Genomic DNA, 19,426 nt, shown 5'->3' with positions numbered 1-19,426 from the left:
ATGACTTAAAAGAAAAAACATATCTTATATTTTCCTTATTTATATGTCTAATCGTAGCATTTATGTTTTTGATACTGGCTAAAAAAGAAAAGGATTAGTATGGCTAAAGAATTAGATTTTCTAACAGAAGAAGAAGAAAAAACCATTATGGATATGGCGGCTTGTTGTTTTACTACAAGTAGTATTGCAAAGGCATTAGGTTATAATCATAAAGATTTTCTTAAAGAATGGCTGGATAAACGTTCTGTTGTTCGTGAAGCTTACGACGCAGGTAAACTATTGGCCGACTTTCAAGTAATAAACAAACAGCGAGAATTAGCAGAAAGCGGAAATATTACCGCAGCTCAAATATTTCTAAAAGAAATAAAGGAGCGTGAAGTTGCTAATATTCGTGATAAAATATTAAGAGAAGATGCTAATTAACGAAGTAACATTAGACGATATCTACGACTTCATTCAAACAGGTAATCCCGATAATGCTCCAGAGCATATTGTAGAGTACTTGGAACTACTTACTAGAGTAGATGGAATGATTCGTCGTATTGATAAGTTCGGAAGCAAAAACGCTGTTGTTAAACACATTGTTCTCATTGAAAAACTATTTGGACAAAAACTGTCCTATTACAAAGCATCAAAAATTTATAGCGAAGCTATAGAGTATTTTTTTAGTGATGCTGAAGTTTCAAAAAAAGCATGGGGAAATTTTTATGCTAACATTATTGATCAGGAAATAAATTTTGCAAGGCAAATTAAAAAAGATGGTCAAGATAGCAAGCGTATTGTTGACATGGCAAAAGTTGCTGCAGAAATACGTGGTGTATTTGAAGAAGACAAAGAAGAGCTTCCAGACGAATTATTCCGTAAACCTTTTGTGGTTTACTCCACAAAAGCTGAAGAATTAGGATTGCCAAAAGTAGATCGTAATCGTTTGAAAGAAATGATTGATTCTAAGATTCCTGATTTATCAGAAAAAGAAAAGCTGCGTATATATCAAGAAGCAGATATTGTTCAATTTGAAGTTTTCCCAGATGTCGAGAAGGACCCGCGTAAGAGTTGATGATGATAATGTAGAAGCACGTTTTGCATCTAAAGCTAAAATGCTTGTGGACTTAATTGCTCCACAAGATTTATATATGGTAGCAGGTAGAGCTACTGCTAAAACTTCTGATATTATTGCAGAACGTTCTATGCATATTATTCACGATATGCCTAGAAGCTATCAAATGTTTGTATCTGACACGTATATGAATGCGATGACAAACGTGGTTCCGGCACTTATTGAAGGTTGGCAACGTAAAGGATGGAAAGAAGGAATTCACTTTGTTACAGATAAGCGTCCAAATTACGGAAAGCATTTCCAAATGCCATATAAACCGCCATTGAGCTACAAACATACGATTTCATTATACAATGGAACTTTCTTTGTGTTGGGTTCACTAGATCAACCTTCTGGACTTGCGGGTGCTTCTTATCAACATCGATATGGTGATGAAGCTCGTTTGCTTAAAAAGAAGAAATTAGACCGCTCTACTCCTGCTCTACGTGGTGAATATGCTGCCTTTGGTCATTCTGTTTATTACATGGGAAATACCTTTACCACAGATATGCCAAATATTATTCTTGGCGATGATGATTGGATTTTGAACATGGAAAAGGAAATGAACCAGGAACAAATTGAACTTGCATTACATTGTGCACTTGTGCTTAATGAAATCAAGCAGGAAATTATGGCTAATGTTCAAATAGGAAATAAGTCGGAAGTTGCGCGTTTGAAAAAACATATGCAACGTTGGACTTACGAATGGACAAGAGTCCGTAAAGGTTCTGTATTCTTTTATGCAATTTCTTCTTTTGTAAATGTGGATATTTTAACTGATGGATTTTTCACTAACAATTTAAAAGCTTTAGGACCAGAAGAATTTAAGTCAGCAATTTTATCTTTCAGAATTGCCATTTCTCAAGGTGAAAAATTCTACGGAGCATTAGGTGAACATCATTATTATGAAGATGGAGTAAACAATACTTACTACGATAGATTTTCAATTTTAGACACTATTGAAGAAAGTTCTTTGGCGTTGCGTCATATCAACCACGAACAAAGATTAGAAGCTGGAGTAGATTTTGGAGATATGTGTTCTATGGTTGTAGCGCAACCTCGTGGGAGTTACTTATATTGCTTGAAAGAGTTTTATACTTTGGCGCCTGAAAACGAATTGGAACTTGGAAAGAAATTCAGAAACTTCTTCAAGCATCATAAAGTTAAAGTTTTGGATTTGTATTATGATCGTTCGGGAAATCAGAATTCTAAAACAAAACGCGATTGGGCTTCCGCTGTGAAAAAAGCCATTGAGTACGAAAACGGAGTTAGTACTGGATGGATTGTTAATTTGATGTCATTGAATCAATCAACAATTTTGCAGGAAGAAGAATATCAATTTGCTAACAAATTACTATCTGAGGGCGTTGCTACGCTTCCAAAAGTAAGAATTGACAAGTTTCTGTGTAAATGCTTGAAATCGTCCTTAGAACTAACTAAAATCATTGTAAAAACAGATAACAAAGGAAGTAGAACTATTCATAAGGATAAATCATCCGAGAAACTTCCGTTAGCTTCTCGCCCGATGTTTTCTACAAACTTTTCAGATGCTTTCAAATATTTAATTTACAGAAGAAATTTTGTTAATCAGGTTAATACGCATTCAGCCTATTCAGGCAGTGACCCTAGTATTATATAATTTATTATATTTGGGAAAATTATATTATTTATGGATGATATTACAAATTCATTTGCATCTACATTAAAAGACAGATTTAAAAATCCGTTTTTGTTTACTTTCTTATCATTAACAATATTGAAAAACTGGAAGTTATTTGTAATAATATTTAATTTTGAGAAAGATTGTAATATGTATGATAAGATTTTCATAATTGAAGAATATCTTAGCAAAAATATTACTTTAAAAAATTTCTTACTTAATATTTTATCTACATTTTTAATTTTAATAATTACATTTATTCTTCTGGCAATTAGTAAATTTATTGTTGATTTTTATTATAAAATTATAATAAAATTCATAATAAAAACTATAGATAAAAACCAAATTGCAATAAAATCAGATTTGATTTCTAAAAATGAAATAATAGAGAAAATAAGTAATGAAAATCAAATTTTAAAATCTAAAAATGTAACATTAAATGAAACAATAAATAGTAATGAGTCAAGACTAGAACAACAAAGAAACGAATTATTAAATTTACTAGAAAACAGTAAAATATTAGATGGCTCTTTGGAAACATTCAAAGAAGCTTTAGAATCGAAATCAGCTGAAATCGAAATAATTAAAAATGAGAAAAACAGATTAGAAGAAATATATAAACAAGATATTAATTTTATCTTTCAATTATATGAAGATAATATTGAAATAGAAAATATTGAACAAAAAGAAGTGTTTGATAAAATAAGAAAACAATTTTTTCTTAAAAAAGATGAAGAATTAAATACTAAAAATTTGACAATTAATGAAAAGTTTAAGATATTGATGCAATATATGAACAACACCGACTTTAATAATATTTTAAGATTGTCAGAAGGTAAAATAGTTTATAATAATAATTTTTCTTCATTGTTTTATGATTTTGCTATTAAATATTCCATATTTAATGTTGTTGAATCAAAAGTTAAATTATCTTCAGTAGGAATAAAATTCATTTCATATATAACTAATATAAATGATTCAAACTTAAAATTAAAAAAATAGAGTTGACATCGCCCGAAGGGCGAAAAATAATTTTATAAAAAATGCCTTCTCAATCGGAAGGCATTTTCATTATTATATGTGGGGTTTTAACTTTCCAAAAATGATAATTAATGTAAAATGAAAATCTCAAATTGTTCATTTGTATTGCATCCATACAATGAACCTCGCATTTTATTTCGTGCATTGCTAAATTAATAGCGGTCATTTTTGCACATATTGGGTCAAGGTCTTGACAAACGTAGTAATTACCTTTTGTAGAATTGTCAAAAGCTAAAACCATTCGACCACTTCCGGAACACGGTTCATTTATAGTTTGTCCCCATTCTCCGTTATCAATCATTTTCGCCATCATATCGCAAAGATGTGGCGGTGTAAAAAATTGTCCTAATGCTGACTTTTTAGACTTACTAGCTAAAAATTCATAAAAATTGCCTAAAGGGTCAACCCAGCAATTTTCTGTTTTGGCTTTGGAATAAATTTGAAGTAATTCGCCCATTAATTTGGCGAATATTAAAAGTTCATCTTTTTTATATCTTTTGATAGTTTCAAAATATAAATCTTCATTTGTTCCAAAGCCAAAACAGCAAATATAAATCGTTAGAAAATCATCAAATAATGTGCTTGGCTCATATCTATAAGCTAATTTATTGAATAGGGAGTTAAACTCTTTTAACTCCCTATTCTCACTAATTTCTAAAATCATTTTTTTGTTACTTGTGCGTTACTGAATAAAAAACAAATTGGGTAAAATTCGGTTTCGTCTTCGGGTTCTTGCTTGTCTGGGTTTTCGTTCTTTTGGTTTTTCTTTGGTTTTCCCCAAATTAAAAATGCTTTTTCTCCTTTGTTAACCTTGAAGCCTTCTTTGTTCCAATCGTGCAAGGTTTTAAATTCTTTGTGTTCCTCACTTTTATAAAAATGCTCAATCAAAATTTCATTTATTGTCATTTCTGCACAACTTGTATTTTGAAACATTTTTGCGATTTTTGAGAGTTCTCGGAGTTCTTCTCTTTTTGTCAATTCTTTATGCTCTGTTGTTTGTGTTTCCATCTTGTAAGGGTTGAATGATTAATTTATTTTTATAAACTTGAATTTCTACTTCTGCGCCAATTTTAAAACCAGCCATTTCGAGCCAATCGCCCGAAACGGTTATTTTTGGTTTTAAACTTCTTTTAAATTGTGCCTTCGCTAGTAGATAAGATATTTTTGCGGTTCTACTTTTAAAAAACATACTCTGAAAAATCTGTTTCGGTTGGTTCGTGGTATTGGATAAATAAATTTGCAATCTCTTGCGCTTTGTTAAAAGTGCTATTAACTTGACTTTTAAAATACTTGTAATCCTGGTAAGTAAAAAGGAAAGAAAGTCCTTTTTCGTGAAGTAAATTTTTAACTTGGTTGCTTAACTTAAAAGCATTATTTTTACGGCTGTTATTCGTCTGTGTGTTCATGGCGTGTAATAATTAAGTGAAAAAAAATCCCTACCCTCGACCAGTAGGGATTTTGTTTTTTGATTTAGATTTCAAAGGTTAAAACTTCGTTCTCTGCTTCGTTCAATAAAATTTTTAATTCTTCTTGTGCGGCTTTTGTTAGTCTGTCGATAACATTTGAATTTTGAATGTTAAACTCGAAACCTTGCGCATTTTTAAAAATGATTTTTGCGCTTGTTTTGTCGTTACCAGCGTGAAAGGTTTTTAGTTCATTGTCCTTTTCTTTTAATTGCTCGTAACGTTTGGCGAGTGCGTCGAATTGGTTTTTTCTCGAAATTCTGTCTTCTGCACTTTTGAAAGGTTCAGGCTTGAACATTTCCATACTTTTTAAAATGTTCTCCTTTTTTTCATTCTCGGCAGAAATTTCATTTTTTGCGCTTGGTAAACTTTTTACCTCTACTGCCTTTTTAGGCGCGGTTGTTTGTGTGCTCATAAATACTTTATTTAAGTGATTTTCAATACACTAATTTACAAAGAAAGTCGCATATATACAACTAATTTAAAGTAAAAAACACTAAAAAAGTAGTATAAAAACCAAATTTAGAAACATTCTAAATAGTTGAATTTCAACAAAATAAAGCTAAATATTTAAACAAAAAATAAAAGTAAAAATAAAAAAAACCAATAAAACAAACATTTTAACCTTAATCAAAAAAGGTTAAAATGAGAATGTTTTAATAAAAATACCGCCCCGCTCGTTCGTGTGGGTGTAATTACATCGAAAGGTTTTTTAATAGAAATATGATTTCGATACCGCTTCGCTCCACCAAGTCGACGTGCGGAGCACACCACTTTTAATTGTTTCATGTCACAACATTAAACAGCACCATTAATTAAACTTGTATCAAATTAGTAATTACATGAATAGTATTACACCAAAGATGGCAGTCAAAAGAATGCGTGAGCTTACGGATGTAGGCGTACCATTTAGCTTTGAGTTTGTGTCCTATTCTAAAAAGAAGAAAGAAAGCAATGGAGTTAAGTCTGTGACAAGAGCTATGTTGAGACGCTCTTATACAGCAAAACAAAGTAGTTTAAGTCAACAACTTATTGCTTACGTTGATTTAGATGAAAAGAAGAATAGACAGTTCCATTTGCCTTTGTTATTAAAGTTTAATAATTACACAATAAAACCATGAGTTATATTGAATACATAGATAGAGGTGCAATAGTAGAGACACCAGAGGTAGCATTTACTTATGCTGTATCGGAACAACCTAGAGACTTTGAAAAGTTTCGTTTAAACAATGATACTCTTGATTGGAGTAACTATGAGAATTACTTAGGCGACTATGTGGTTATGCCTTATGGTTCTAACAATGATTTAGACGAAATAATCAGAGAGGTTATTCAGAACAATTACATTGCTCCTGGTTTATTAAAGAGAAAGACTGAATTGCTTTGGGGACTTGGACCAAGATTATACACTGAATCTTTCGATAACAATAGAATAGTTAAGAACTGGTTAGATGATAAAGAGATTTGGGATTGGTTCGAAGCTTTTAAGGGGGAAGAGTACTTGTTGAATTGCGCTGTAGATTATCAACATGTTCAAGGTGCGTTTACCAAATTTGAATTAAACAAAGGTTCTCGTGTAGGAAAGCCTATGATTAAGAAGCTTGAGCACATTCAACATTCTAAATCTCGTCAGGCTCGAAAGATGTCAGATACTAATTCAAAACCTACTCATATTATTGTTACTGATTGGAATTTGAAAACGGCTAATTCAATAGAGTTAGCTAGAGTATATCCAATTTTCGATTACTTAAATCCATTTCTTTATCCAAACAGTATTATGTACAGTAATATGTACACATTCTGTACTGATTACTATTCGGTTCCTGATATTTATGGTTCATTAGAATGGCTTAATCGTTCAACTGCTGTACCTCTTATTTTCAAAGCTTTATCCAAGAACTCTATTAACTTGAAATATCACATTGAAAGTCCACAGGCTTTCTGGGATAAGAAAGAAGAAACAATTAAACAAAATTGTACCACTAAAGGTATTGAGTATAAAGAAGAAATGCTTCAAGAATACCAGAGAGAATTCCTTATGAAGATATCAAAAGTATTATCTGGTGAAGAAAACACAGGTAAATATTTACATACTACAAAATCTTTCACAGTTGATGGAACCAGCCTATTAGAGCATGGTTGGACTATTAAAGTAATCGACCAAAACATAAAAGATTTCGTTGAAGCTCAAATTAAAATTTCTCAAAGAGCAGATAGAGCTGTAGCATCTGGTATCAGTTTACACAGTGCATTAGGTAATATGTCCGAAACTGGAAAAGTAGATAGTGGTTCTGAACAACATTATGCGCTTATCTCCTACTTAAATACCGGAATTGATATCCAAGAAATGATTATTTGTAAGCCAATAAATTATGCTCTAAAAGCGAATTGGCCAAACAAAAATATTAAAATGGGATTCTACCATAATGTTCCAGAAAAACAAGAAGATGTTAGTCCATCAAACCGAAGTATAAATACCGCACCAACAAAGCAATAGTATGAAACTTTTATTTAACTCCGATAATATTGATGACTTATTCAAGGAATTACTTGGATTTGTAGATGCCAATTTCAAATTTGAAAATATTATTTCAGATGTTATCACAGCATCAAATGAAGTATATGATCTAATAGGAAAAGATTCTTATGAACATATTGCTGAACTGACAGATTCTGAACCTGAACAAAATTTTGAAGATAATAATTATATGGTTCTTAGAACTGCTAGGTTAGCTATTGCTGTTTACTCTTATCGTTTGTACGCACCACATAATGACTTGTCACATACAAATGATGGTAGAAAAATGCGTGCAGAAGAAGGTGAAAAATCTGCTTTCCAATGGATGATTGATGCAGATGATAAAGCTCTAGAAAAAAAATATTATCGTACACTGGAATATCTACTTAGGTTATTAGATGAATCAAAACCTGAGAACTATGAAGAAATCACAGAAGAGGAACAAAAAGAAACGTTATATTATAAATGGATAAATTCTGATGCATATGATCAAGTAAAAAAACTTTTCATATCTACAGTAAAAGAATTTGACAACATCTACCCTATTAATTCACGTTTATTGATGATTCGTTTTGCACCTGGTATGTCAGAATGCGAACGAAGAGAAATACTTCCTAGAATTGGAAAAACTTTGTTTGATTTAATGAAATTAGCCTACAAAGGAAAATCAGAAGAAGAAATTCCAAACAAAGATTCGCTTTTACTTTTAATTCAAGAGGCTATTGCCTCTTATGCTCTAGCTTGGGCTATTCCGCGTTTCAATGTAAATTTCTTTCCTGAAGGGATCTTACAATTCTACGGATCAGACAGACAAACCACATCAGGAAATAAACCATCGTTGATGATGGAACCAGAAGCTGCACGTCAAGCTTATGCGCTTACATGTAAAAGAGCTTTGTCCGACATCGAACAACTTTTAAAGCCTGCAACAGAACCAACAGATAAAAAGGTTTTACCGGACATTGATTCGGAATCAATAGACAATCATTTTTCCGCAACTTAATACACACAAAAACTATGAAGAATTTTAAAAAACCGTTATGGATTATCCGTTTTCAAATTTGGCTAACCAATTTCTTTGCTTTTGATTTACTTAAGAAAGATGATAAACTAGCAAAAAAAATAGAAGATGGATTAATAGATTTTGAAGCCAAAAAAGCAATTCTTATGCTAGATATTCAAAAAGTATTGCGTAAGAAATTAAAAAAAGGTCGTTCAAAGTATATTCCTCTAACCAAAAAAAATAAAGCGGAAATCAAAGCAATGATTGAAGCCGATTTTGGTACGCAAATGAAAGAGCATCATTTACGATTAACGGATAATTTGAAATTGGTTTAGCATGCACAGCATAGACATTCCAGAATTAAATAAAACGCTTTATATGCCTTCTGACTTATCAGAATGCGATGCAAGGCAGTATATTGAAATGAGTGGTTTAATGTATCAATATCAAATTGGTGCATTAAGCTATGAAGACTTACGAGTTCATGCGGTTTATAAATTATTGAATTTAAAAAGAAAACAAAATCCAAACCAAGCCGTTGAGGAAGAGAAATTGGATAATATTTTGGCAATATCGAAATTAATTGACAATTTCTTCACTCCTACTGAAACACAAATGATTATTAACCAGCATTACATAAATAATCCGGTTAAATCATATTCGCCTGCATGGAAACGTTTTTATGGTCCGCTAGATGGATTTCAAAATGTAAAATTTGGCGAATATGTTACCGCATTGCGTATTTTCTTAGAGTTTTCGGCTAATCCGTCATACGATTTATTATTGCAGCTTACAGCAACGCTATATCGTCCAAAGAAAAGCTTTCATTTCATTAGAAAAATGCATCCAAAATATGATGGTGATTGTAGAGTGCCTTTTAATGCTTATTTTACTGATAAATATGTAGAAAGTTTTAAGTATGCACCTGTAGGCTTTATTTATGGTACATTTTTATTTTTTGGAGCTATGCAGCAATACATCACATCTGCTGAAATCCCTTGGGCGGGTAAGGTTATCAATTTATCAATTCTTTTTGATTCCGATTCTAAATCAACTGAATCGGAGCATGCTGGTTTAGGTATGGATGCAGTTCTTATGTCAATGGCCGAAGGTGGAAGCTTTGGAAATATGGAAGACGTTATGCAAACACCATTTTGGACAATAATGCTAAAAATGTATGATATTAGAATAAGAAATTTGGAACAACAAAAACAATTTGAAAAATATGATAAGCATCACTAGACTGCGTGAATTTTTGGTAGAAACCAAAACCGCAATTAACGGCATAAATTTTAGTGAATTAATTATTGATGATTCTCAATTTATTAGTTTCTTAAAAGAACGAAAAGAATCCGAAAATTCAATGCTTTTTGGGGTTATACCTCAATATCCATTGGAAGGTCAAGAAGATATGTATAAATGGCTAAATCAATTGCAGTTTTTTATCATAAAAAAACGTTCTGCTAGATTTGCTCATGACGAATTAATAACTAATATGGAAGATACAAGAGCTCTAGCTCAAGAATTTGTTGAGTACATTATCGAAAATTCTGTTGGAGATAGTAATTTGTTTTGTGGGCTTTCAAATGAATTAGTTAGTGGTTCTCTATTGGTTATGCCAATTTGGAACAAAGGACAATGTGATGGATGGGCGATTGAATTTGATTTGCGAACTAGTTAACAAAGTTGTATATTTACCACTTTAAAAACTTAATTATGTCACCAGAACAAATCAACGAATTATTTGAAGCGGAAATAAAAAAACGTGGATTAGCAACTAAAATTCCAACTATTACAAAGGCGGTTTTATACAATTGGCGTCAAGGGCGTTCAGAAGCAACACTAGGACAAAAGATTGAAGTTTTATACTTCTTGGGTAAAATCAAAATCAAGAAAAACAATGAATCTGATTGAAGTTAGAAAAGAAAATCACGAAGATATTATCAAAGGGCGTTTCATAAGAAAAGTCCTTTCAGAAACTTCACGTGATATAGACAAAGCGCAACGCGAAAAGATGTCATCTTTCCGTTCTTCATTTTGGAATAATCGAACTTTTACTGTTACAGATTCTGATATGACTTATTCGCATTTAAAACAACATAGATTTGTTGATATGCGTTCCAGAAACACCAAAGAAGGAAAAGTGAAAAAGAAATCTCATCCTATTCATAACCGTATTATTATGGGGCATTATAATAATATTGTAAAAGAAATGAAATTTGGATATACAGATGCTGTAAAACAAACACTTTTAAAAGATAATAGTTAAATAAATTTTAAATAATATTCTTACATAATAAAAGTAGTTTATTTCGTGTTATTTAAACACAAACAAAATATTTATTATGGCAACAACTAAAAATCCCTACGACAAAAAAGAACTGAAAAAAGCCTTAAATACTATTAAATTTTGGTATAAAATATTACTTGAAACTGAGTACATGAATGATTTGGATAACAGGTTAGAATATCAATCAGCAATAAATATTATCAAAGAACATAAAAAAAAAATGAAAGGGAGTTAATCCCTTTTTTTTATATTTACAACTTTAAATAAAATACATGAATTATGAAAAAAATATTTGTTCTTTTACTTTTTACATTGAATTATTCTTATTCACAAATAGATTCAATATCATCAATATATCCAAATATTGATTCTAAAATAGTTAAATTAGATTCTATTTCAGATGAAGTTATATATAATAAAATTAAATCTTGGATTCAAACATATTATAAGAATCCAAATATTGTTTTAAAAGGAGATATTAAAAATGAAATGGTGAGAATTGAAGGTGTTTCCTATTTTATTTATAATTGGATGGGAAAACAAACTGCACCAATGTATTATACATTAGAAGTTAATATTAAAGACAATAAATATAAATTCGATTATTTATCAGTAAGATTATTTGATGATAAGAAACAAATATCATATTTGTATGATAACAAGGGTCATTTAAAAAAACAACGTTATATAAAAGACATGTATGAATCTATTTTAAATAATTTAAATGAACTTCATTTTGGTATTTATAAATATATAACTAACAACAATAAAAATGATTGGTAATGAACTATCACATTAGAAAACTAAACGACCCAGATTATTGGAAATTCTTACTGATTGTAATTATTATAGTAATCATTATAAGCCAATTCGTTTAATCCATATGTAAATACATATGGATTTTTTGTTTTTTACAATTTACATTTGTACGTTTGCTGTGCGAAAAGATTACAAACATTATGATTAACACAGTAAAAAATCCAGCCTATCCCATAGGAAGCCACGAGAGAAACGTGGTATCTTCAACTTGTTTGTTGTCTTTTCGCAGCCTATGGGTAGGTTTTTTATTTGTATCTTATGCGAAAAGACAACAAGCACCAGGAAACGGAGGTGAGAAATGCTTAGCATCACTTTCTTCGGTTCAAAAGCCGAACGCCTTAAACTAGAAGGAACCAGTTTAAGAGAAGTATTAGAATTACAACGCAGTGAAAAGTTTACCTTTTCTCCTATTGCATTTCAATCATCGAGCGGAAAACTCATGTATTATCACGAAAATGTAATTTATTCCTTCTTACAAGATGAAGACATATCAATTTCAGAACTCCTAGAATTTTGCGAATGTAAAGCTGTATGGAAAAATACTAAAGATGTTTTTACTTCCACCAAATTTCAAGTAGACAAAGGTCATTTTTGGAAACAAAACAGAGAAAGTTTAATTCTTGTAGATGACGATCAGTTTGTTGAATCTGAAATAGATTTGAATTGTTTTGAAAGAATTGTATAATTTAGTTTAATAAAAAAGCGTTTTCAATAATAGAAAACGCTTTTTTATAGTAAATAGTTAAAACTATTTGATGTAAGATTATATTATTTATTACCCTTTGCTCTATTATGAGACTTACAAAGCATTTCGCAATTTTTAATGTGAGTTGCTCCACCTTTACTCCAAGCTGTTACATGATCTGCATCCATTTCACTAATTTTCCATACTTTAGTTTTATTTGAGTCATGTCCAATTGCACAAAAGGAACAATTTGAAATACCTTTTTTTTCTGCTTTATCTGTTTGAATAGCATAAGTAGATTTTTTTGTTGCTTCGTCAAACACTCGTACTTCTAAAAGTTTTGTATCTGTTAAGCCACCCAAAATATATTCAAATACTCCTTTTCGATTTTTTATATATGGGTCAGCATACAATTTTTTAACTTGTTCTGATACAGTTTTTGAGTTGTAGGGTTTTTTGCTGTATGTTTCATAAATCCTACCCCATTCAAGTCCTCTCATTTCAGTTTCAACGTCTATAAAAACAGTAGAAACCCAGTCAATAACGCTTGTAAAATAATTTTTTAGTTCGGTTATATTATTGTCATATCTATGTTGGCTCATATAATCTCCTACTTTGCCTTTACTTACCCATTCCAAAGCTCTTTCTAAAAAGTCTTGTCTGTTAGCACTACCTGATATATATGCGCTCCATTTTTGAATATTAGAATTTTGACTATTGCTAAATTCCTCTTTTCCAAGTGTAACAAATGGACCAGAATAAACTGCATTCAATAATTCTTGATTTGTTAATGGAACACCAGAAATATTAATTGTTCTAAACCATTCTTTTATTTCGCTTTCTGTTCCTTCGCATTCATAAATTAGTAGCTTAGTATTTAAAATCTTTTCTTGTTTGTCTTTTGCAATACCGTTAAAATATTGCTCCATTCCATTTTCATCTTTTATAGCAAATTTTCCTGTTACATATCTTCCAAAACTTGTAATTCTTTGCTGTCCATCCAAAACTTCTAATGAATTTTCACTTGGTTTATTAAAATAAATTAAACCTAACGGATAACCTTTTAATAATGATTCAATCACTCGAACATCTCTAATTCCATCTGCATAAATATAGTTTCTCTGGTATTCGGGTTGAATTGTTAATTTACCTGATAAACCAAAAAGTCCTTTTCCCTCAAGTGCATTATAAACAAATCCCTCGCAAATATCTCTAACGGTTATATCTGTTTTTAGTGTTGTTTTCATTTTTTATGTTTTATAAATATTCTTTGATATGCTGATTGAACAATATGACCATCTTTATTAATGAAGTAATTTTTTTTACCATCATTTAAAGCAAGATTTGCATTTTCATTAGTTTTACCTCCTGACGAACCAGTTCGTTCTCCGTTCTGTTTAACTTCCCAATAATCATCATACTTTTTTGTATCAGGAACTTTATCGTGGCAACCTCTTTGAGTAGCACCTAAAATAATAAATTGTTCAGGATTGTACTTTGGTAAAAAACTTATAGGAACACCCATAACACCGTCATAATCGCTAGGAATAGCATCTGTAAATGGAATTTCAATTGCGTCATAGTTGTCATATTTTTGGTACTCTTTTCCTTTTATTTCTTTATGTTTACTAAATTTAATATTATCCGCCATTGTCATTAGTGGCAAAAATATATGTCTAATACCGTGGTCAAGATTTGTAAACCACCCAGTACCAGCGACACTGACCATTTTTTTTCCTTCTGCACTAACTTCTACTTCAGTACCACTTAATGCATAATCATCAGGAACAGTAAATGTCATATTCTTACCGTTTAACCTTTTGTTAAATCTGCTTCCAGTCCACATTTTATTGTTTTGAATTAATGGAAATACTTCTTTGTAAGTAATAGCATTCATATTTCCAATAATCACAAATTTTTTATCTGCTTCAACTATCCAAGCTAAAAATTCTCTAAATAATGAAAATGGAGGATTTGTTATTATTACATCTGCTTCGTCTCTTAGTTTTTTTATCTCTTCACTTCTGAAATCACCATCACCGTTCAAATATTTCCACTCCAAATCATTAACATCAATTTTACCATCACCAGTTCTGTCATTCTTTAAAGTAAATATTTTACCATTTATAATTGTTTTTTTGTCGTCAAACTGAGGATTTCTAGTTTCAAATAATGTTGGTTGGTAATTAATTTTAAGATTTTTACTTTCAGGGGCAAAACTTGTACTAATAAGTTTTTTTAATTTAAGACGTTCAAAATTTTGTGCAAAAAACTTTGTAAAATTACTCCATTCTGGGTCATCACAAGGTAGTAAAATTGTCTTATTCTGAAAAACATTTGGGTTATATTCTAAATATGCGTTAATTTCATTCTCAATATCGTGATATTGAGTGTAAAATTCATCATTTTTTCCTGTTTTCGCTTTTGATAAATCTTTATTTGCCATTTATTATAATTTAATTTGTAAATATACAATTATATTTTTTTTGGATAACTTTAAATATTTTAAGCGATATTTAGATATCATAAAATTTATTTTTCATGTCACAACTTTTACTACTCCATTTTATGAATTTTGATAAAATTCATTTACAATGGCACGTACTATTTCAGACGAACAAATTAAACTTTCAATTATCATCGAAGGCAATCCTGCACAAAAGGAATTACACGATGCAGAAAAGTCAATTCGTGATCTAAATAAACAACAAATAGAACTTCGTAAAGAAAAGCAACTTCTTGAAAAAGCTGGTCAAAAAGAATCAGCACGCTATAGAGAAGTTACTCAAGCTATGCGTGAAAATACTGCGGCAATAAACGTAAACAAATCACGCATGGAACAATTACAGCGTGAAATTGGTCTCACTGGTTTAACCATGGCGCAATTAAGAAGTAAAGCAACTGCATTGCGTGCCACCTTAAACAACCTTATACCAGGTTCAGAAGATTACAAAAGATTTGATGCGGAACTTAACAGGGTTAATGCTCGAATTTCAGAACTTCGAGGTAATGCTCAAGCCGCGGGATTCTCACTTGGTCGATTAGCAGATAGTGTTAATCGTTACGCTGCATTAGGAACTACTATTTTAGCTACAGCTACTGGAGTTGTTTTATCTATTCAACAAATGTTAGATATTTCTGGTAAGCTTTCAGATGCACAAGCCGATGTTCAAAAAACAACCGGAATGACAAAAGAAGAGGTTGACGATTTAACCAAATCATTTGGTTTACTCCAAACTAGAACCCAAAGAATGGATCTTTTAAAAATTGCGGAACAAGGTGGTAGAATTGGTATAGCAAAAGATGAGATTCAAGATTTTGTTCGTGTTATGGATAAAGCTTCTGTTGCTCTTGGAGATTCTTTCACTGGTGGCGCTGAACAAGTATCTGATGAGTTAGGTAAGATTAAGTTTCTTTTTAAAGAAACTAAGGATGTTGGTGTGGAAAACGCTTACCTAGCTATCGGTTCTGCAATAAATGTTTTAGGAGCTGAAGGTTCTGCATCAGAGGCAAATATTGCAAACTTTACAAAAAGAATAGGTTCGCTTGCTGATGTTTTAAAACCTAGTGTTGCTGAAACAATGGCTCTTGGTGCTGCTTTTGAAGAAAGTGGTATTGAAGCAGAAATATCTGCACGTGCCTATTCTATTTTCTTAAAACAAGCAAGTACAGAAACAAAAAAGTTTGCTCAAGTAATGGGCATATCTCAAGAGGAAGTTGAAAAAATGATTAATGATAATCCCCTTGAATTTTTCTTAAAATTTTCAAAACAACTTTCTGAAGGTGCGAAAAAAGGAACTGATATGTCTAAGGTTCTAGACCAATTAGGTTTAAATGCTGATGGAGTAAACAAAATTGTTGGTGCTGCAGGAAATAATGTTGATAGATTTAGACAATTAGTAGACATGTCGAACAAATCTTTTAACGAAGGAACCTCTTTAATTGAAGAATATGACGTAAAGAATAACAATTTAGCCGCTACATTAGACAAAATCAAAAAGAAAGTAATGGGATTGATTGTTCCAGAAGATTTTGTAAATAGTTTAGGAAACGCAGCAAATTGGTTTTCAAAATTTATTGGAGCAACAGAAGATTCAGATGGAAAAGTAACTGCATGGAAAAATACGCTTTCATTTACAGCAAAAGTTATTGCTGTTGTTACTGCTGCAATTATTACAAATGTAGCTTGGCAAAAACTTGTTGCCATGTGGACCACAAGAAACACCGAAGCTACATTACTTTATAACATTGCATCTAAAGCTCGTGCTTTTGCAGATGGTGTAGCAGTTGTAAGTACACAAGCTTTAGCACTGGCACAAATGCTTTTAACTGGAAACTTAAAAGGAGCCGCTCAAGCATTCAGAGTTATGACCGCAACCATGATGACAACACCATGGGGATTCATTTTAGGAACTTTGGCGGCTATAGGAACCGCTTATGTAGCATTTAGACAAGAAGCCGAAAAACTTACAGCAGTTCAAAAAGTTTTGAATGATGTTCATTTAGAAGCGGAAAAATCAATCGCAGGTGAAAAAGCCGAAGTAGATTTATTAGTTAAAGCGGTTAAAAGCGAAACCACATCCAAAGAAGAAAAAGAAAAAGCATTAAAGAGATTAAACGAAATTATTCCTGATTATATAGGATTGCTTACTGCGGAAAACATTAAAACACTTGAAGGTAAAAACATATTAGATAAATACACCGAAAGCTTATATAAAAATGCAAGAGCAAAAGCTGCACAAGCAAAATTTGAAGAGTTAGCAAAAAAACGTTTGGAAGTTGAATCAAAAACCACATCTGATTATACTACTACTGGTGAATCAATAGCTAAATTTTTCGGTCAAGGAGAAGGTCCTGAATTTAAAAACAAAAAAGATGTAGAAGATTATGTAAAAAAAACCTTTGGGAAAATTGATAAAGAAGCTTACAATAGTTTAGTAAAACAATATATTAAATCTTCTGGTCTGAATTTAAAAGAATCTGAACTTAATGATATTGATGCTCAAATGAAAGCTTTAGAAGATGAAGTTTTAAATGCCAACATTAATAAATCTAATAAAAATACTATAACTCCAGATTCAACTTCTGAAATTGATTTATCAGGTGGAAAAGGTGGAAAAGAAAAATCTTCAAAGGAAAAAAAATATGATGATTCGTATTTAGATCAAGAGAAAAGATTAAGAGAGGAATTAATAAAACTTCAACAAAAATCTGAAGACGAAAGAATTGCAATTTTAGGGGAAGGTTATGCAAAAGAAATGCAAATTCAAATTGCAAATTTCAATAATAAACAAAACGCTTTCAAACAAGAATCAGAATCTATCAAGAGTTTACAAGAGCAATTGAATAAAGATTTAATTGAAGCTCAAAAAAATGGTGATACTAAAAAGGTTGCTTCAATCAAGAATATGCAACAAATTCTTTTTGATAAAGAAAAAGAATTGAATAAGCAGATGCAATATGAAGAGCAAATGCATTATTTAAAAATTGGTACTATTCAAGAAAAAGCAGGTCAAAAACAAGTCGAAAAAATAAAATCGCAATACGACCAAGAAAAAACAGCAAGAGAAACCGCTTTCTTATTGGAATTAGAATCTCTTGAATTATCAGAAAAAGAAAAACAAAAAAGAAAAGAGCAATTTGCAAAAGATGAATTAGCATTTGAAGAAAAAATGCTAAACGACCAATTGAATAAGTTGAACTCAATGTTGCAAAATGTTGAGTTTGATGGAATCATATTCGACTTATTAAGCGAAGAGGAAAAAGAAAAATTAAAGAATGATATTTTACTTGTCGAAAATGCAATTGCTAAACTTAGAAATGCAAAAAATAATCCAGAAGGAGACCAAAAAGAACTTGATCTAGGAGTAAGTTCTAATACTGATATTTTAGGGTTTTCTCAGGAACAATGGGATAATTTTTTCCAAAACATTGATAATGGTACTGTAGGAATTCAAACTATGCAAATGGCAATTTCTGCAGCTCAACAATTATGGTCACAATTTGACCAATATTTGACAGCATCTGAAAATGCTCAATTAAAGAAATATGAAAAAGGTCAAGATGCAAGAAAGCGAGCTTTAAAAAGACAATTAGATAATGGACAAATTAACCAAGTTCAATACAAGCGTAAGGTTGAGGAACTAGATCAGGAATTAGACCGTAAAAAAGCCGAAGTAGAATACAAACAAGCAAAGCGACAAAGGTTAATGTCAATTGCTAATGTAATTACATCTACCGCTCAAGCGATTATGAGTATTTGGGCTCAAGTTCCAAAGTTTGACTTTGGTGCTACAGCTGGAATATTAACAGGAATGGTTTCAGCTATGGGTGCTTTACAGCTTGGAACCATTTTAAAAACACCACTTCCCGCTAAAGGATATGAGCAAGGTTTATATCCTGAAGATGTAGTACGTGAGCAAGATGGTAGAAAATTCAAAGCAGGTTTCGGAGGTAGAACAAAAAGTGGAATGGTAACAAAACCAACTTATTTTTTAGCTGGAGAAAACTATAAACCAGAAATGGTAATTGATAATAAAGCTTACCGAGATTTATCACCATACACAAGAAATTTATTAATAAATGAATTACGAGGAATTAAAGGCTTTGAAAACGGATATTATAATCCACAAGCTATGAGAATAGAGGTTCCTGCGACTACTACTCAAAACACTCAAGATAATAGTAATGATTTGGTAGTAGCTTTACTTTCCGAAAATCTTAGTTTAATGAAAGATATAAAAGAAAACGGAATGGTTGCTTTTGTTACCAATAAAGACATGAAATCGATGAAGTATTTGCAAGAGGGACTACAGAAATATAAAGAACTACAAGAAAAAAATCGCAAGTAA

General features: G+C 31.1%; 22 protein-coding genes. 16 read left to right on the top strand and 6 right to left on the bottom strand.

Annotation, left to right across the window (positions count from 1 at the left end):
• Nucleotides 1-99: 99 nt before the first annotated feature.
• Genes GFJ99_RS11695 through GFJ99_RS11680 form a run of 4 tightly spaced genes read left to right on the top strand, consistent with a single transcriptional unit; the run spans nucleotide 100 to nucleotide 3,758 of the window.
• On the top strand, nucleotides 100-423 hold the full coding sequence (locus GFJ99_RS11695; protein WP_153209007.1) for a hypothetical protein: 324 nt from the start codon (nucleotides 100-102) through the stop codon (nucleotides 421-423).
• Entirely contained in the window at nucleotides 413-1,057 is a 645-nt protein-coding gene (locus GFJ99_RS11690) for a hypothetical protein (protein ID WP_153209005.1), read from the top strand. The genes GFJ99_RS11695 and GFJ99_RS11690 overlap by 11 nt, the downstream gene beginning before the upstream one ends.
• Nucleotides 1,029-2,735, top strand: a complete 1,707-nt coding sequence (locus GFJ99_RS11685; RefSeq protein WP_153209003.1) for a hypothetical protein — start codon at nucleotides 1,029-1,031, stop codon at nucleotides 2,733-2,735. Before GFJ99_RS11690 ends, GFJ99_RS11685 begins: the two co-directional genes overlap by 29 nt.
• A 30-nt stretch (nucleotides 2,736-2,765) precedes the next feature.
• The gene (locus GFJ99_RS11680) at nucleotides 2,766-3,758 is read left to right on the top strand and encodes a hypothetical protein (RefSeq protein WP_153209001.1); all 993 of its coding nucleotides are present in this window, start codon (nucleotides 2,766-2,768) and stop codon (nucleotides 3,756-3,758) included.
• Nucleotides 3,759-3,807: 49 nt separating this feature from the next.
• Here GFJ99_RS11680 and GFJ99_RS11675 read toward each other — a convergent pair whose 3' ends face one another.
• The 4 genes from GFJ99_RS11675 to GFJ99_RS11660 all read right to left on the bottom strand — a co-directional run bounded on the left by GFJ99_RS11675 (nucleotide 3,808) and on the right by GFJ99_RS11660 (nucleotide 5,675).
• Nucleotides 3,808-4,461, bottom strand: a complete 654-nt coding sequence (locus tag GFJ99_RS11675) for an N-6 DNA methylase (protein ID WP_153208999.1) — start codon at nucleotides 4,459-4,461, stop codon at nucleotides 3,808-3,810.
• On the bottom strand, nucleotides 4,458-4,805 hold the full coding sequence (locus GFJ99_RS11670) for an ArdC-like ssDNA-binding domain-containing protein (RefSeq protein WP_153208997.1): 348 nt from the start codon (nucleotides 4,803-4,805) through the stop codon (nucleotides 4,458-4,460). The genes GFJ99_RS11675 and GFJ99_RS11670 overlap by 4 nt, the downstream gene beginning before the upstream one ends.
• Nucleotides 4,780-4,986, bottom strand: a complete 207-nt coding sequence (locus tag GFJ99_RS11665; protein WP_153208994.1) for a SymE family type I addiction module toxin — start codon at nucleotides 4,984-4,986, stop codon at nucleotides 4,780-4,782. Before GFJ99_RS11665 ends, GFJ99_RS11670 begins: the two co-directional genes overlap by 26 nt.
• 281 nt (nucleotides 4,987-5,267) lie before the next feature.
• On the bottom strand, nucleotides 5,268-5,675 hold the full coding sequence (locus GFJ99_RS11660) for a hypothetical protein (RefSeq protein ID WP_153208992.1): 408 nt from the start codon (nucleotides 5,673-5,675) through the stop codon (nucleotides 5,268-5,270).
• Between the two features lie 448 nt (nucleotides 5,676-6,123).
• Here GFJ99_RS11660 and GFJ99_RS11655 point away from each other — a divergent pair, with 448 nt between their 5' ends.
• From GFJ99_RS11655 to GFJ99_RS11605, 11 genes are all read left to right on the top strand, one after another.
• The gene (locus GFJ99_RS11655) at nucleotides 6,124-6,381 is read left to right on the top strand and encodes a hypothetical protein (protein WP_153208990.1); all 258 of its coding nucleotides are present in this window, start codon (nucleotides 6,124-6,126) and stop codon (nucleotides 6,379-6,381) included.
• Nucleotides 6,378-7,757 (top strand): hypothetical protein, encoded by a 1,380-nt coding sequence (locus GFJ99_RS11650; RefSeq protein ID WP_153208988.1) that lies wholly within the window; start codon nucleotides 6,378-6,380, stop codon nucleotides 7,755-7,757. The genes GFJ99_RS11655 and GFJ99_RS11650 overlap by 4 nt, the downstream gene beginning before the upstream one ends.
• Before the next feature lies 1 nt (nucleotide 7,758).
• Nucleotides 7,759-8,781, top strand: coding sequence for a DUF6712 family protein (locus GFJ99_RS11645; RefSeq protein ID WP_153208986.1), 1,023 nt, complete (start codon nucleotides 7,759-7,761; stop codon nucleotides 8,779-8,781).
• 14 nt (nucleotides 8,782-8,795) lie between these two features.
• Entirely contained in the window at nucleotides 8,796-9,116 is a 321-nt protein-coding gene (locus GFJ99_RS11640; RefSeq protein ID WP_153208984.1) for a hypothetical protein, read from the top strand.
• Between the two features lies 1 nt (nucleotide 9,117).
• Entirely contained in the window at nucleotides 9,118-10,023 is a 906-nt protein-coding gene (locus GFJ99_RS11635; RefSeq protein WP_153208981.1) for a hypothetical protein, read from the top strand.
• A complete protein-coding gene (locus tag GFJ99_RS11630; protein ID WP_153208979.1) occupies nucleotides 10,007-10,462 on the top strand; it encodes a hypothetical protein in 456 nt (151 codons plus the stop codon). The genes GFJ99_RS11635 and GFJ99_RS11630 overlap by 17 nt, the downstream gene beginning before the upstream one ends.
• 35 nt (nucleotides 10,463-10,497) lie before the next feature.
• Complete coding sequence (locus GFJ99_RS11625) at nucleotides 10,498-10,695, top strand: hypothetical protein (protein WP_153208977.1); 198 nt, start codon at nucleotides 10,498-10,500, stop codon at nucleotides 10,693-10,695.
• Nucleotides 10,682-11,050 (top strand): hypothetical protein, encoded by a 369-nt coding sequence (locus tag GFJ99_RS11620; protein ID WP_153208975.1) that lies wholly within the window; start codon nucleotides 10,682-10,684, stop codon nucleotides 11,048-11,050. Before GFJ99_RS11625 ends, GFJ99_RS11620 begins: the two co-directional genes overlap by 14 nt.
• Nucleotides 11,051-11,126: 76 nt before the next feature.
• The gene (locus GFJ99_RS11615; RefSeq protein ID WP_153208972.1) at nucleotides 11,127-11,306 is read left to right on the top strand and encodes a hypothetical protein; all 180 of its coding nucleotides are present in this window, start codon (nucleotides 11,127-11,129) and stop codon (nucleotides 11,304-11,306) included.
• A 44-nt stretch (nucleotides 11,307-11,350) separates the two neighbouring features.
• Nucleotides 11,351-11,854 carry a DUF4468 domain-containing protein gene (locus GFJ99_RS11610; protein ID WP_153208970.1) on the top strand — a complete coding sequence of 168 codons (504 nt, stop codon included), beginning with the start codon at nucleotides 11,351-11,353 and terminating at the stop codon, nucleotides 11,852-11,854.
• Between the two features lie 334 nt (nucleotides 11,855-12,188).
• Nucleotides 12,189-12,575 (top strand): hypothetical protein, encoded by a 387-nt coding sequence (locus tag GFJ99_RS11605; protein WP_153208968.1) that lies wholly within the window; start codon nucleotides 12,189-12,191, stop codon nucleotides 12,573-12,575.
• Between the two features lie 83 nt (nucleotides 12,576-12,658).
• On the opposite strand, the gene GFJ99_RS11600 is transcribed toward GFJ99_RS11605, so the two are convergent.
• Nucleotides 12,659-13,822, bottom strand: a complete 1,164-nt coding sequence (locus tag GFJ99_RS11600; protein WP_153208966.1) for a DUF262 domain-containing protein — start codon at nucleotides 13,820-13,822, stop codon at nucleotides 12,659-12,661.
• Nucleotides 13,819-15,021, bottom strand: coding sequence for an adenine-specific methyltransferase EcoRI family protein (locus GFJ99_RS11595; RefSeq protein ID WP_153208964.1), 1,203 nt, complete (start codon nucleotides 15,019-15,021; stop codon nucleotides 13,819-13,821). Before GFJ99_RS11595 ends, GFJ99_RS11600 begins: the two co-directional genes overlap by 4 nt.
• Before the next feature lie 148 nt (nucleotides 15,022-15,169).
• Between GFJ99_RS11595 and GFJ99_RS11590 the strand changes: the two genes are divergently transcribed.
• The gene (locus GFJ99_RS11590) at nucleotides 15,170-19,426 is read left to right on the top strand and encodes a phage tail tape measure protein (RefSeq protein WP_153208962.1); all 4,257 of its coding nucleotides are present in this window, start codon (nucleotides 15,170-15,172) and stop codon (nucleotides 19,424-19,426) included.

Source organism: Flavobacterium sp. LMO6 (assembly GCF_009495795.1).
GTDB lineage: Bacteria > Bacteroidota > Bacteroidia > Flavobacteriales > Flavobacteriaceae > Flavobacterium.
Note: the sequence above shows the minus strand (reverse complement) of the source record. Positions and strands in the feature narration are given on the sequence as shown.

Excerpts from the sequence above, each read along its gene's own strand:
- GFJ99_RS11680 (WP_153209001.1), top strand. The coding sequence starts at position 2,766 with ATGGATGATATTACAAATTCATTTGCATCTACATTAAAAGACAGATTT.
- GFJ99_RS11670 (WP_153208997.1), bottom strand. The coding sequence starts at position 4,805 with ATGGAAACACAAACAACAGAGCATAAAGAATTGACAAAAAGAGAAGAA.
- GFJ99_RS11650 (WP_153208988.1), top strand. The coding sequence starts at position 6,378 with ATGAGTTATATTGAATACATAGATAGAGGTGCAATAGTAGAGACACCA.
- GFJ99_RS11610 (WP_153208970.1), top strand. The coding sequence starts at position 11,351 with ATGAAAAAAATATTTGTTCTTTTACTTTTTACATTGAATTATTCTTAT.
- GFJ99_RS11605 (WP_153208968.1), top strand. The coding sequence starts at position 12,189 with ATGCTTAGCATCACTTTCTTCGGTTCAAAAGCCGAACGCCTTAAACTA.
- GFJ99_RS11640 (WP_153208984.1), top strand. The coding sequence starts at position 8,796 with ATGAAGAATTTTAAAAAACCGTTATGGATTATCCGTTTTCAAATTTGG.
- GFJ99_RS11620 (WP_153208975.1), top strand. The coding sequence starts at position 10,682 with ATGAATCTGATTGAAGTTAGAAAAGAAAATCACGAAGATATTATCAAA.
- GFJ99_RS11635 (WP_153208981.1), top strand. The coding sequence starts at position 9,118 with ATGCACAGCATAGACATTCCAGAATTAAATAAAACGCTTTATATGCCT.
- GFJ99_RS11655 (WP_153208990.1), top strand. The coding sequence starts at position 6,124 with ATGGCAGTCAAAAGAATGCGTGAGCTTACGGATGTAGGCGTACCATTT.
- GFJ99_RS11625 (WP_153208977.1), top strand. The coding sequence starts at position 10,498 with ATGTCACCAGAACAAATCAACGAATTATTTGAAGCGGAAATAAAAAAA.
- GFJ99_RS11695 (WP_153209007.1), top strand. The coding sequence starts at position 100 with ATGGCTAAAGAATTAGATTTTCTAACAGAAGAAGAAGAAAAAACCATT.
- GFJ99_RS11660 (WP_153208992.1), bottom strand. The coding sequence starts at position 5,675 with ATGAGCACACAAACAACCGCGCCTAAAAAGGCAGTAGAGGTAAAAAGT.
- GFJ99_RS11690 (WP_153209005.1), top strand. The coding sequence starts at position 413 with ATGCTAATTAACGAAGTAACATTAGACGATATCTACGACTTCATTCAA.
- GFJ99_RS11590 (WP_153208962.1), top strand. The coding sequence starts at position 15,170 with ATGGCACGTACTATTTCAGACGAACAAATTAAACTTTCAATTATCATC.
- GFJ99_RS11595 (WP_153208964.1), bottom strand. The coding sequence starts at position 15,021 with ATGGCAAATAAAGATTTATCAAAAGCGAAAACAGGAAAAAATGATGAA.
- GFJ99_RS11600 (WP_153208966.1), bottom strand. The coding sequence starts at position 13,822 with ATGAAAACAACACTAAAAACAGATATAACCGTTAGAGATATTTGCGAG.
- GFJ99_RS11630 (WP_153208979.1), top strand. The coding sequence starts at position 10,007 with ATGATAAGCATCACTAGACTGCGTGAATTTTTGGTAGAAACCAAAACC.
- GFJ99_RS11615 (WP_153208972.1), top strand. The coding sequence starts at position 11,127 with ATGGCAACAACTAAAAATCCCTACGACAAAAAAGAACTGAAAAAAGCC.
- GFJ99_RS11665 (WP_153208994.1), bottom strand. The coding sequence starts at position 4,986 with ATGTTTTTTAAAAGTAGAACCGCAAAAATATCTTATCTACTAGCGAAG.
- GFJ99_RS11685 (WP_153209003.1), top strand. The coding sequence starts at position 1,029 with ATGTCGAGAAGGACCCGCGTAAGAGTTGATGATGATAATGTAGAAGCA.
- GFJ99_RS11645 (WP_153208986.1), top strand. The coding sequence starts at position 7,759 with ATGAAACTTTTATTTAACTCCGATAATATTGATGACTTATTCAAGGAA.
- GFJ99_RS11675 (WP_153208999.1), bottom strand. The coding sequence starts at position 4,461 with ATGATTTTAGAAATTAGTGAGAATAGGGAGTTAAAAGAGTTTAACTCC.